Annotated in this window: 13 protein-coding genes and 2 pseudogenes; 9 read left to right on the top strand and 6 right to left on the bottom strand. The window is 52.1% G+C overall.

Features of this window, described 5'->3' with window-relative positions; translation table 11 throughout:
* The first annotated feature begins 47 nt into the window (after window positions 1-47).
* Together queF and NSS88_RS03855 are read left to right on the top strand one after the other, a co-directional pair.
* On the top strand, window positions 48-545 hold the full coding sequence (gene queF, locus NSS88_RS03860; protein ID WP_025948364.1) for a preQ(1) synthase: 498 nt from the start codon (window positions 48-50) through the stop codon (window positions 543-545).
* A gap of 53 nt (window positions 546-598) precedes the next feature.
* Window positions 599-1,282 (top strand): NAD(P)H-binding protein, encoded by a 684-nt coding sequence (locus NSS88_RS03855; RefSeq protein WP_055358082.1) that lies wholly within the window; start codon window positions 599-601, stop codon window positions 1,280-1,282.
* 32 nt (window positions 1,283-1,314) lie between these two features.
* On the opposite strand, the gene NSS88_RS03850 is transcribed toward NSS88_RS03855, so the two are convergent.
* The 3 genes from NSS88_RS03850 to NSS88_RS03840 all read right to left on the bottom strand — a co-directional run bounded on the left by NSS88_RS03850 (window position 1,315) and on the right by NSS88_RS03840 (window position 2,698).
* Window positions 1,315-1,494, bottom strand: a complete 180-nt coding sequence (locus NSS88_RS03850; protein WP_033005507.1) for a YkvS family protein — start codon at window positions 1,492-1,494, stop codon at window positions 1,315-1,317.
* Between the two features lie 230 nt (window positions 1,495-1,724).
* Window positions 1,725-2,309 carry a cell wall hydrolase gene (locus NSS88_RS03845; protein ID WP_341083159.1) on the bottom strand — a complete coding sequence of 195 codons (585 nt, stop codon included), beginning with the start codon at window positions 2,307-2,309 and terminating at the stop codon, window positions 1,725-1,727.
* Between the two features lie 194 nt (window positions 2,310-2,503).
* Window positions 2,504-2,698: a hypothetical protein gene (locus tag NSS88_RS03840; protein WP_033015881.1), complete on the bottom strand. Its 195-nt coding sequence runs from the start codon at window positions 2,696-2,698 to the stop codon at window positions 2,504-2,506.
* Between the two features lie 171 nt (window positions 2,699-2,869).
* On the opposite strand from NSS88_RS03840, the gene NSS88_RS03835 reads away from it, so the two are divergent.
* Entirely contained in the window at window positions 2,870-3,532 is a 663-nt protein-coding gene (locus NSS88_RS03835) for a hypothetical protein (RefSeq protein WP_055358084.1), read from the top strand.
* 210 nt (window positions 3,533-3,742) lie between these two features.
* Here the strand turns inward: NSS88_RS03835 and NSS88_RS03830 are convergent.
* A pseudogene (locus NSS88_RS03830) lies at window positions 3,743-4,333 on the bottom strand (transposase); the annotation flags it as partial.
* Here NSS88_RS03830 and NSS88_RS03825 point away from each other — a divergent pair.
* The 4 genes and pseudogenes from NSS88_RS03825 to NSS88_RS03810 all read left to right on the top strand — a co-directional run.
* Window positions 4,331-4,432: pseudogene (locus tag NSS88_RS03825) on the top strand (3-ketoacyl-ACP reductase); the annotation flags it as partial. The pseudogenes NSS88_RS03830 and NSS88_RS03825 sit on opposite strands and share 3 nt — an antisense overlap.
* 65 nt (window positions 4,433-4,497) lie before the next feature.
* Complete coding sequence (locus NSS88_RS03820) at window positions 4,498-4,743, top strand: YueH family protein (protein ID WP_011230486.1); 246 nt, start codon at window positions 4,498-4,500, stop codon at window positions 4,741-4,743.
* A gap of 55 nt (window positions 4,744-4,798) precedes the next feature.
* Window positions 4,799-6,091 carry an ATP-binding protein gene (locus NSS88_RS03815; protein ID WP_055358226.1) on the top strand — a complete coding sequence of 431 codons (1,293 nt, stop codon included), beginning with the start codon at window positions 4,799-4,801 and terminating at the stop codon, window positions 6,089-6,091.
* A gap of 319 nt (window positions 6,092-6,410) precedes the next feature.
* A complete protein-coding gene (locus NSS88_RS03810) occupies window positions 6,411-7,559 on the top strand; it encodes a cation:proton antiporter (protein WP_014195304.1) in 1,149 nt (382 codons plus the stop codon).
* 90 nt (window positions 7,560-7,649) lie between these two features.
* Here the strand turns inward: NSS88_RS03810 and NSS88_RS03805 are convergent, their stop codons facing one another.
* Together NSS88_RS03805 and NSS88_RS03800 are read right to left on the bottom strand one after the other, a co-directional pair.
* Entirely contained in the window at window positions 7,650-7,778 is a 129-nt protein-coding gene (locus NSS88_RS03805; protein WP_255350130.1) for a hypothetical protein, read from the bottom strand.
* A gap of 26 nt (window positions 7,779-7,804) precedes the next feature.
* Window positions 7,805-8,569: an alpha/beta fold hydrolase gene (locus tag NSS88_RS03800; RefSeq protein ID WP_055358225.1), complete on the bottom strand. Its 765-nt coding sequence runs from the start codon at window positions 8,567-8,569 to the stop codon at window positions 7,805-7,807.
* A 163-nt stretch (window positions 8,570-8,732) separates the two neighbouring features.
* Here NSS88_RS03800 and glcT point away from each other — a divergent pair, with 163 nt between their 5' ends.
* Together glcT and ptsG are read left to right on the top strand one after the other, a co-directional pair.
* Complete coding sequence (gene glcT / locus NSS88_RS03795; protein ID WP_033010766.1) at window positions 8,733-9,590, top strand: glucose PTS transporter transcription antiterminator GlcT; 858 nt, start codon at window positions 8,733-8,735, stop codon at window positions 9,588-9,590.
* Between the two features lie 230 nt (window positions 9,591-9,820).
* Window positions 9,821-11,845 carry a glucose-specific PTS transporter subunit IIBC gene (gene ptsG / locus NSS88_RS03790; protein ID WP_061580875.1) on the top strand — a complete coding sequence of 675 codons (2,025 nt, stop codon included), beginning with the start codon at window positions 9,821-9,823 and terminating at the stop codon, window positions 11,843-11,845.
* Window positions 11,846-11,933: the final 88 nt, after the last annotated feature.

Below are 11,933 nucleotides of genomic sequence, written 5' to 3'. Positions count from 1 at the left end.
GGTGCGGCGATTCGCCCGGCAATGAATAATGAGGGAGGAATGAAGGAATGGCAGGAAGAAAAGAGGAAGAATTGAAAGACTTGACGCTGCTTGGCCATCAAGGGACAACGTATTCGTTTACGTACAACCCCAATCTGCTTGAAGTGTTTGACAACAAACATCCTGACCGGGATTATTTCGTGAAGTTCAATTGTCCGGAGTTCACCTCGCTATGTCCCAAAACCGGCCAGCCGGACTTCGCGACGATTTACATCAGCTACATCCCGGACAAAAAATGCGTCGAAAGCAAATCGTTGAAGCTGTATTTGTTCAGCTTCCGCAATCATGGCGACTTTCACGAAGACTGCGTCAACATCATTATGAACGATTTGATTAAAGTCATGGAACCGCGCTATATCGAAGTGTGGGGCAAATTCACCCCGCGCGGCGGCATTTCCATCGATCCGTACTGCAACTGGGGGCGCCCGGGGACGAAATACGAAAAAATGGCGGAATATCGGCTGCTCAACCACGACTTGTATCCAGAAAAAGTCGACAACCGCTAGAGATGAAAAAAGAGGTAGTTTTTTCGCTCCAACTCCTATATAATGGACAATGAATGTTTGCCTTGGAGGTTTTGGCGTTGGAGCGAAGAACAGCTCTTTTGCTTGGGGCGAGCGGCTTGGTCGGCGGGGAACTGCTCAAGTTGCTGCTTGAGTCGGATTTGTACCGGCAAGTGACCATTTTTGTCCGCACCCCGCTGCCGATTAAACATGAAAAACTGCAGCAAGTCGTCGTCGATTTTGCGCGGCTTGAATCGTATGAGCGGCATTTTTATGTCGATGATGTGTTTTGCTGCCTCGGAACGACGCGGAAAAAGGCGAAAACGAAGCAGCAGTTCATTCAAGTTGACTATGAATATACGCTGCGCGCGGCGGCGTTGGCGGAAAAGTGCCGCGTGAAAAGCTTTTTGACCGTCTCTTCGGTTGGCGCCAACCCGTGTTCGCCGTTTTTTTACCAGCGCGTCAAAGGAGAGGTGGAAGAGGCGTTGCAGCGGCTTTCCATCCCATCGCTTCATATTTTCCGTCCATCGTTGCTCGTCGGCAAGCGTCGGGAGTTCCGCCTTGGCGAGATGCTCGCCGGGTGGCTGTTATGCCGGCTGCCGTTTTTGTTCGTCGGCAAATGGAAAAAATATAAGCCGGTTGACGCCCATCAGCTTGCTTTGGCGATGTTTTACCGGGCGGCGTCCGCAGCGAACGGCGTCCACATCTATGAATGTGATGAACTCGCCCGCATTTCGTAAACAAAAAAGAGGCTCTTGACGGCCTCTTTTTTCTATTCAATAATCTTATAATTTTTATGGTTGACCACCGTCCGCTCTTGCAAATCAAGCTCGCGGTAGTTTTTCATATATGTCAAATCGACGATGACCGAGTTTTCGTTCACTTTTTCCACGATGCCGCGCAATCCATTTTTAAATTCAATAATGTCCCCGACTTTTGCTTTTTTCACCATTCTATCATTCCCCTTTTTAAACCGAATATAGTCGTCGGCGGCTAAAACGGGCGTGATCGGCCGAAAAGGCGGCCGGCTGGTGCGCCCTGGCCGTTGTGCCCGCTCTTTATAAAAAGGAGCAGGCGCTTTTTTACTAGTTTGCCTTATTTTTATGCACAAGTAAAGAGGTTTCTTTCCTAAAATCTGATATTTAAAAAAAACAAGGGGCGAAGCCGTCCCCTTGTTTTCGTCTACTTGGCAAACACATGGTTGCCGATGACGACCGTCACCGGACGGGAGCGCAGCCATTTGCTTTTCGCCGTTTTCGGATTGTAGAAATAGAGCGAGCCGTTTCCTAAACCGCGAAAAGCAAGTGCTTCTTCAACGGCGCGATATGATTCACGGTCAGCGGGTTCATTGATCGTTCCGTTTGCGACCGGCGTGAATGCATAATGGCCGCCAGAGCGCTCATAAATAACAGCGCGGATCGTATCCGGAAAATCCGGATGGTCGACGCGGTTGAGCACGACCGTTGCCACGGCTACTTTCCCGGCGTACGGCTCCCCTTTCGCCTCAGCATGGACGAGGCGAGCGAGCAAGTCTTTTCCCGCCGCTGTAATGCCTGCGTTCGGGATGATCAGTTTTTCGCCAGGATACAGCCGATCGTCTTTTCTATTTTTTTGCATCAGCTGTTTGAGCGGCACGCCGTATTGCTTCGCGATTTTCCAAAGCGTGTCGCCGCGCTTGACAGTGTGGATGGTTGCCGCATCGGCATGGCCGGCAAAGAAAAATATTCCGCACAACACCGCCATCACCCATGCTTTTCCTTTTTTCATCCTGATCCCTCCTCTCGTAAACTCGCTACTAGAGTAACAAGGATGGGAAGATGATTCATTATCGAAATAATGGAAAAAGTGCGCGAAGCATTGAAATGACTAGTTTCATAGGAGGAATGGAAATTTCTCCGCAAGCCAAAACATCCGGCTTTCGGGGCGGAAAGCCGGATGTGAAGCCGCAAAGACGGGAACGTTCAGCTGCGCGGAACATCTGTATAGTGATAAATAATGTGGCCGCCGCGCTGGGCGATGCCGCGAAATCGTTTAAAATCGGGCTGTTTGACGAGCACGGCGCGAAAAACAGGGAAGTCCTCTTTTTTCACCAGCAGTTCGGAGATGATTCCGTTGCGCAAATCATGGATTTGTTTGGCCGCCAACGTTTCATCCATCTGATTCCCTCCCAACGTCCATGTGAGGTTGCTGCTGTTATTTATCATAGCGCAACCGGCGTTTAGGATAAATACCTATATTTTGGCCGGGCAAACACCCTTTGCTTGTGCCGACATACAATATGGATGGGTACGCGCCCCGACAACTATGAGCGAGAAAGGGAGAGGACAATGAATCATTGGGACCCTCATATGAATGATCCGTTTCTGAACGCCTCAAACCAAGGCGATAAGGCCGAGCGAATGGACAATAATGCACCGCCCGTGGCGCCGCTGCCGACCGCACCAGCGGCAATGCCGACAGCGTATTATTCGCCGGTGACTCCTTATGGCTACTGGTGTCCGCCGGCTGTGCCGATGGCTCCTTTGGTCAGTCCGGCCCACCTTGACAGTCCGGACGAATTTGACAGTCCGGACAGCTCCGATATGATGCTGCCGGCGCCGCCGCTCGGTTTAGGAGCCGGGCCGAATATGGCCCATGCTTCCGTTTGGCCGATGGGTGGGAAAGAAAACACGCCGCCGATGACGCCTGATGACGCCGCTATTCCGTATGGCATGACGGCCCCGTATGCAGAAAACGTTCCCCCGGCTGGCAGCACGGCTCCCGTGGCCGTTCCTGGCACGCTGTCTGGAATGGCTGCTGGTGCGACACCAGGTTTCGTTCCTGGCGCACATCCGTATGCGCCGCTGTACTATCCACCGATGGCGCCGCAGCTGTATGCCCCGGTGATGCCGTATGGCTATGGCTATCCCGCTGCGCCGCTGCCTCCATATTATGGCGGAGGAACCCCGTATGCGCCTGGCTTTCCAATCTCGTATGGCCCCTATCGGTAAGATGCCAAAAAAGACCGCCGAATGGCGGTCTTTTTTACATCTGGAGCCGAGAAAATCCTCACTTCCATGCGTGAGCGCAAGTGGGGGATGAATCGGTATCTTTCCTCATCCACCTTTCTCTTGCATCAAGAGAACGAAAGGTGTGAACTACCCCCACTTAATTTTCTAGCGAAAATTTGAAGTGGGGGCTTCCAAAGAAGTTTGACTGCTTCAAGCAATCCTTATTCTTTGAGGCGTGTCCACTTCGCCGCTAGAGCATAAGACACTCAGGTCTACAGCTTTACTTTTCTTTAAGATGTTTAATGCGCCATTGACATCCTGTTTACGAGTGGTGCCTTTGATTTTTTGCTTATCTTTTATGCTTTGAAGTCTGGCATTTTCTTTGTTAAACCATTGATTTATACTTTTTAATCTCCGCCCATCAATGATGAATGATCTGCCGTCTGATGTGACACAAGTGGCAACATTGTTTAATCCTAAATCAATTGCCAGTGCTTTTTGGTCATTTAATTCTCTTTGATCTTCAGGCATTTCATATTTGTACTGAATCTCAAAGAACCTGGCATGATGCTTAGGAATGATTTCAATCTGCTTAATCTTTTTGTCCAGTAACACAGGCGGAATCGTTATCGTGATAGGCTTGTGAGTCTTTTTAAATAGGCGAGAATACGGTATCGTGAATTTGTTGCCGTCTATACGAATCTGGCCAATGATCAGTGAATGAAAGCCATCTTTTTTAAGATATTTTGGAATACTGATAGCCTTGTGGTCATATTTTCCTTGTTTGGCAAGACTGATCAAACTTGTCTGTATTTATGCGATGAGAAAAACGATTTTATCACCGGGGTAAATTTGGTCATCGACGGGGGAATGACCAGGAAAATGATTTATATTGAGTAGGGAGCGGGCGTTTGTTAAAATAAACAAAATGGAGACGGTTTCAAAGGAAAAGGTGGGACGGAAAAATGAAAATCCGCAAAACGCCGGTGATGGACGGACAAGCTCCGGCTAATGTCTACATTTACGAAAATCGAAAAGAAGAATATATCGTGATTGCCATTCCGGCGCTTGAGTGGTCATTTTCGTTCGCCTATGAGGAAGAGGCGGAGGCGGTGGCCGAGCGGCTTGAGGCATCGCTAAAAAAGCGGCTTGACCATGAGCGCGCCGCCCTCTTGGCCGTGCGGTTGCTCGGCTGGGCGCGGGAAATGTAGCCTAGAGGGCGACCGTGGCTGCCGCGACTTTGCGTGTTAGGGGTTCGATGACAACGTGGTCAACAAAACAAAAGTAATCGCAGTATATATCATAGGCAGCATTTTATGGATTGCCGCCACCGACACCCTGCTCAATATGCTGTCGATCAGCCGCGATGTATATATGGCGCTTGGCGCCGCCAAAGGGGCCGTGTTTATTTTGCTCTCGGCCATTTTTTTGTACCAGCTGTTAAAAAAGCGCGAGCAGCTGGAAAAGACCGAGGAAAATGAACAGCAGCTGCTTACGCTCATCAATTCGATGCCAGATTTCGTTTGCTTTAAAGACAGCGAGGGGCGATGGCTGCGCGTCAACGATTTTGGCCGGCGGCTGTACCGCCTCGAACAGATCGATTATATCGGGAAGACGGACCGCGAGCTTGGCGAGCTTGTGCCGTTTTTTAAAGAAGCGTTTGCGCAGTGCATTGCATCAGACCGCGAGGCGTGGGAGAGCGGAAAGGTGACGCGCCGCGAGGAGTCGTTTGCGACGCCGGATGGGGAAGTGAAGACGTTTGACGTCATTAAAGTGCCGCTCTTTGACGAAAACGGAGCGCGCAAAGGGTTGTTGACGATCGGCCGCGACATTACCCAGCAAAAGCTTGCCGAGGAGCTGCTCTTGAAAAAAGAAAAGCTGTCCGTCCTTGGCGAGCTGGCCGCCGGCATTGCCCATGAAATCCGCAATCCGCTCACCTCCATGAAAGGATTTATTCAGATGATGCAAGAAACGCGCGAAGTGAATGATCATTATATGCGCATTATGTTAAGTGAACTCGGCCGCATCAACCAAATTGTCAGCGAGCTGCTGGTGCTCGCCAAGCCGCAAAGCCACGATTATCGGCCGTTTTTGCTAGACGAGGCCATTTCGTATGTCATCAGCTTGATTGGCCATGAGGCGACGTTGAACAACGTTTCCATTTCCGTCCATAACACCGCTCCGAAAGCTTGTGTGTACGGCGATCAAAACCAAATTGTTCAAGTGTTGTTGAACGTTATGAAAAATGCCGTCGAAGCGATGCCTGATGGAGGAATTTTATACGTCCACGTTGCGGAAGGGGACGGGAAGATCTATGTCGATGTTGCCGACACCGGCGTCGGCATTTCGAAAGAGCGGCTGCAGAAAATCGGTGAACCGTTTTTCACTTTGAAAGAAAAAGGAATGGGGCTCGGGCTGACGACAAGCATGAAAATCGTTCAAGAACATAAAGGAACGATGCGGATCGAAAGCGAGGTTGGGAAGGGAACGACTGTTCATTTGACGTTTCCGTCCGGCGGCGTCAAAGCCGCAAACGGCCGGCAAAATGCGCTGTCATAACAACAGGCGTCCACGCAGAGCGAGGATGTCTGTTTTTTTTTGGCTAACGTCTCAATCGATGGCTGATAGACAGTCGAGTTGCACGGCGGGCAGAGGCCGATGCTTTGCCGATCACCATAGGCAATGTCGGCACATAGCGGTTTGGAACATGAAACGCTTCTTTGTTTGCCGGCTTGGCCCGGCGCGGCGTCGATAGCGGTAAGACAACTAAGGGAGATGTTTCGTTTTGGCCTGAATTCGGGAAATGATAAAAGTGAAACCTTCCACGCATGATAAACGTAATTCGAAAAAGAGACTTAAAGCGAAGGAGTGTGAAGGGATGTTGATTGCCCAACTGGCGGTCATTTTGTTCGCCGCCAAACTTGCCGGTGATGCGGCCGTGCGCCTTGGCCAGCCCGCCGTGCTCGGCAAGCTGCTCATCGGCATTGTGCTTGGCCCGAGCGTGTTCGGTGTGATCGAGGATACGGATCTTTTGCAGGAGTTAAGTCAAATCGGCGTCATTTTGCTTATGTTTATCGCCGGCCTTGAGACGGATATGGACCAGTTTCGGCGCACTGGAAAAGCTGCTGTGGCGGTCGGAGTGCTTGGCATTCTCGTTCCGCTGCTCGCCGGGTATGCGGCCGGCGCAGCGTTCGGCATGGAAACCGGCACGGCTCTTTTCCTCGGACTTTTGCTGTCCGCAACGAGCGTCAGCATTTCCGTGCAGGCGCTCAAAGAGATGGGACAGCTGCAATCGAAGGAAGGATCAGCGATTCTTGGCGCGGCAGTCATCGACGACGTGCTGGTCGTCATTGCCTTGGCGTTTTTATTAAGCCTAACTGGCGGCGATGTCGAGCTTGGTGCGGTCGTGCTGAAAAAAGCTGTTTTTTTTGCCGTCGCCATTTTGCTCGCTTGGAAAGCCATCCCGCTCGTATTAAAGTGGTTTGCCCCGTTGCGTGTGACAGAGGCGGTTGTCTCGGCCGGGCTGGTCATCTGTTTTGCCTTTGCCTATTTTGCTGAGGCGATGGGGGTGGCGGCGATCATCGGCGCCTATATGGCCGGGCTTGGCGCGAGTTTTACGGACTATCGGGAAGAAGTATTTGAGAAAGTGGAAACGATCGCCTATTCTTTGTTTGTCCCTGTCTTTTTTACCTCCATCGGGGTTGCGGCCGACTTTTCCGGCATCGTCGAGCATTGGCCGCTGATTGTCGGTTGGAGTGCGCTCGCGATTTTGACAAAGCTTGTCGGCGCCGCGCTGGGGGCAAAATGGGCCGGATTTTCGTGGGGAAGCTCGCTGGCGGTCGGCGCTGGCATGGTGTCGCGCGGTGAGGTGGCGCTCATCATCGCCGGCATCGGCTTGGAAGCCGGCCTGCTTGATGGGAACATGTTTGCGGTCATGATCATCGTCGTATTGGTAACGACTGTTGTGACGCCGCCGTTATTGAAGATGATTTTCAGCCGTCTTCATCCGGTGCGCCGGACGGCCTAGTCGCCGTCGAAGTGGGCAGCCGGGCCGATGGCCGGCGCTATAGCGGCAAAACAGCGGGGCTGTCCCCAAAAAAGGGCAGCCTCGCTGTCGCTATGAGCGGTTTTTTTTCGCTTGCTTGGCGGTGTCAACGCTGTCTTTGGCCATTTCCGCCTCTGTTTTCGAGACGGTCGGGTTGGCCACTTCTTGGCTTACTTTGTTTTGTCTCCCTTTTTTCGACATGCTTCCCCCTCCTTTCTTCCCATCGGTCACCGCCGGCCGTACATGCGCAAAATGCCATTTAACTCCTCGCTATGTTTGGTCGGAATTTGATGGCAGGCCTGGTCGATCAACACAACACCAGCATGCGGCACATAGCGGCGAAATATGGTGATATAGAAATGAATGTAACGGTCGCGCGCTCCGTAAATGAGCGACACCGGCAGGCGCAGGGAGGAGAGCTGCTCCGTGCAGCGGTAGACGAGCCCAGCCCGATACGCGGCCTCTAAATCCCGCTTGTTGGCCATCTGGGCGTACCGCCTCAACAGCCGCCGCTCGCGCTGGTTTGTTCCGTGCCCGAGGGCGAGCGCCAAGGAGAGCAGTGGGATGGCTCTGAGTTTGGCGGCGGAAATGCCAAGCCAAAACTCACCCCACAGCAGCGGGGTACACACTTCAGGAAATCCGCTAATCAAAATAAGTTGCTTTACATGCTGTGGATAGCGAAGGGCGAAATCAAGTGCGACCGACCCGCCGCTGGAGTAGCCGCAAATGATCGCGCGCCCGATGCCGAGGGAGCGAAGCAACACCGAGACGTCATCGGCGAGCAGCGGCACCGTAATCGGTCCATCCGACGGACTGCTTCGCCCGTTGCCGCGCATGTCGTATAAAATGAGGCGAAAATCGCGGGCAAGCGGCTTTTGGCGGCAAAAAACGACATGCCCCATCCCAGGGGGATGGATGAACAATAGCGGTGTTCCGTTCCCTTTTTCTTCATAATAGAGACGGACGCGGCTGTTGATGGAAATGTATGGCATGCGAATTCCCCCTTCATGGCATCGCCCCCTATAGTATGGAAAGAAGAACAGCCTCCCATCCAAAAAACCTCCATCTTTTTTTCATTGAGAAGGACGGCTTTCCGATTTATAATTAGTCACGTGGATGAACGGCGGACAGGCGGCACGGAAAGGAGGGGGCCCGATGGAGCAGTCGTTCCGTGTGGAAAAGGCGCTCAATAACAACGTTTTAATCGCTTTCCACTCCCAGTATGGCGAAGTCGTCCTGCTCGGCAAGGGGATCGGCTTCGGCAAAAAAAAGGGGGATGAAATTGCGGAAAGTGCCGTGGAAAAATGTTTCGTCCTCAAAAACGAACGCGAACAAGAGCAATACAAAAAGCTGCTTCCGGAATTGAGCGAAGAATTCATCGCCCTCATGAGCGAGGTGGTTCAACATATTCAGCAACGCGTGGGCGCACCGCTCGATGAGCACATCCATGTGGCGCTGACGGACCATATCGCCTTTACATTAAAGCGGCTTGAGCAAGGATTGGACGTCAAAAACCCGTTTTTGGCTGAGACGAAAAGCTTGTATCCGTTGGAATATGAAATTGCCCATGAAGTGGCCCGCACGATTGAACAAAAGCTCGGAGTCTCTCTGCCTGAAGGGGAGACAGGCTTTATTGCTCTTCATATTCATAGCGCGATTTCGAAACAAAGCGTGTCGGAAGCGAATCGATATTCCCAGCTCATTGCTGACCTTGTCAAGATCGTCGAGCAACAGCTTGGCGTTGACATCGACCGCGAGAGCGTTCATTATTTGCGTTTCGTCCGCCATTTGCGCTATGCGATTGAGCGGATGAAAAAAGGCGAAAAAGTCGAAGAACCAAAAAATTTGTCGAAAATCTTGAAGGAAGCGTATCCATTGTGCTATAATCTAGCATGGAAGTTGGTTAAGGTCATGCAGCAAACGCTTCATCTGCCGGCGGACGATGCCGAGGCGGTCTATTTGACGTTGCATTTGCAACGGCTGGCGGAGAAAAAGAACAATACAACTGCATAGGTTGTCTCGCTTTACGTGTTACTGACTCGATCAGGCATGAGTAAAGAGGGCAAATAAGGCGGCAACAGCTGCAAATGTATGCGCGCTGTTGTAAGCGTTCTTTTTGCCTCTCTTTAGTCATGCCTTTTTTATTGCGCCGATGCCCTCGGAAGCGTCCGCTCCATTTTCGATACATGAATCGGCTGTTTGCTGCAAAACTTAAGAAAAGAAACCTAAAGGAGGTTATGAAGATGAAGCGAGCGTTTGGCACGCTGCAAAAAGTCGGGAAAGCGCTCATGTTGCCGGTGGCGATTTTGCCGGCGGCCGGGATTTTGCTGGCGTTTGGCAATGCGTTGAAAAACCCGGCGCTCACGGATAAAATTCCCGCATTAAAAGCCGATTGGGTCGTGCTCATCTCCAACGTGATGGAGCAAGCGGGCGGCATCGTCTTCTCCAACTTGTCGCTCTTGTTTGCGGTCGGCGTAGCGATCGGCCTTGCCGGCGGGGACGGAGTCGCAGGCTTGGCGGCGATCATCGGCTACTTGATTATGAACGTGACGATGAGCGTCATCTTAGGTGTAACGGCCGATATGGTCGGCGCTGACCCGTCGTATGCCAACATTCTCGGCATCCCGACGCTGCAAACCGGCGTCTTTGGCGGGATTATCGTCGGGATTTTGGCCGCGTACATGTACAACAAATACTTCAATATCGAACTGCCTCAATATCTCGGCTTTTTTGCCGGCAAGCGGTTCGTGCCGATCGTGACGGCGGCGTCTGCGGTCGTGCTCGGCATTATCATGACATTCATCTGGCCGCCGATTCAGCACGGGCTCAATGCGTTTTCGCACAATATGATCGAGGCGAACAAAACGTTGGCCGCCTTTATTTTCGGCGTCATCGAACGGGCGTTGATTCCGTTTGGCTTGCATCATATTTTCTATGCACCGTTTTGGTTTGAATTTGGCGAATACGTCAATAAAGCCGGGCAAGTGGTCCGTGGCGACCAAAAAATCTTTTTCGAGCAGCTGAAAGACGGCGTGGAACTGACGGCCGGCACGTTCATGACCGGGAAGTTTCCGTTTATGATGTTCGGCCTTCCAGCAGCGGCGCTTGCGATTTACCATGAAGCGCGGCCGGAAAACAAAAAAGTTGTGGCCGGCATTATGGGATCGGCTGCGTTGACATCGTTTTTGACCGGGATTACCGAACCGATCGAATTTTCGTTCTTGTTTGTCGCCCCGGCGCTGTTTGCCATTCACTGCGTTTTTGCCGGCTTGTCGTTTATGATCATGCACTTGTTGAACGTCAAGATCGGGATGACGTTCTCCGGCGGGGTCATTGACTTCTTGCTGTTTGGCGTTCTGCCAAACCGGACGGCATGGTGGCTTGTCATTCCGGTCGGCTTGGTGTTTGCCGTGATTTATTATTTCGGATTCCGTTTTGCGATCCGCAAATGGGATTTGGCGACGCCAGGCCGGGAAAAAACGGTCGAGGAAGCACCGAAAGCCGAGGCGGCCGCTGATGGCGACCTACCGTATAAAGTGCTCGCTGCTCTTGGCGGAAAGGAAAACATCGAACATTTGGACGCCTGCATTACACGTTTGCGCGTGTCGGTCCATGACATTAGCCAAGTCGATAAAGACCGCCTGAAGGCGCTTGGCGCTGCCGGGGTGCTGGAAGTCGGCAACAACGTGCAAGCGATTTTCGGTCCGAAATCGGATATGTTAAAAGGGCAAATTCAAGACATCATGCAAGGAAAAGCGCCGGCCCGTGCGGCGGAAGAAGAAAAGCCGAAAACAGCGGCTTCGGAAGCCGCGGAGTCTGAAACGATCGCTTCGCCGATGTCCGGAGAAATCGTTCCGCTCGCTGAAGTGCCGGACCAAGTGTTTTCGCAAAAAATGATGGGCGATGGGTTCGCAGTCATGCCGACGGACGGCACGGTCGTCTCTCCGGTTGATGGGAAGATCATCAACGTCTTTCCGACGAAGCACGCCATTGGCATTCAGTCGGCCGGCGGGCATGAAATGTTGATCCACGTCGGCATCGATACGGTGAAGCTGAACGGCCAAGGGTTTGAAGCGCTTGTGAAGGAAGGCGACGAAGTGAAAAAAGGACAGCCGATTTTGCGCGTCGACCTTGATTATGTCAAACAGAACGCCCCATCGATCGTCACACCGGTGATTTTCACGAATCTCCAAGCCGGCGAAACGGTTCACGTCAACAAGCAAGGCTCAGTTGCTCGAGGAGAAGACGCTGTTGTGACGATCCGCTAAGCTGCTTATTCGCCGCGGGGCGGGGACAAGCATTTTCCGTTGCCATCCCGCCCCTGCATTTGATATGATGGCAAAGGAAAAATTAAAA

This window comes from Geobacillus sp. FSL W8-1251 (assembly GCF_038005945.1).
Taxonomy (GTDB): domain Bacteria; phylum Bacillota; class Bacilli; order Bacillales; family Anoxybacillaceae; genus Geobacillus; species Geobacillus stearothermophilus.
Note: the sequence above shows the minus strand (reverse complement) of the source record. Positions and strands in the feature narration are given on the sequence as shown.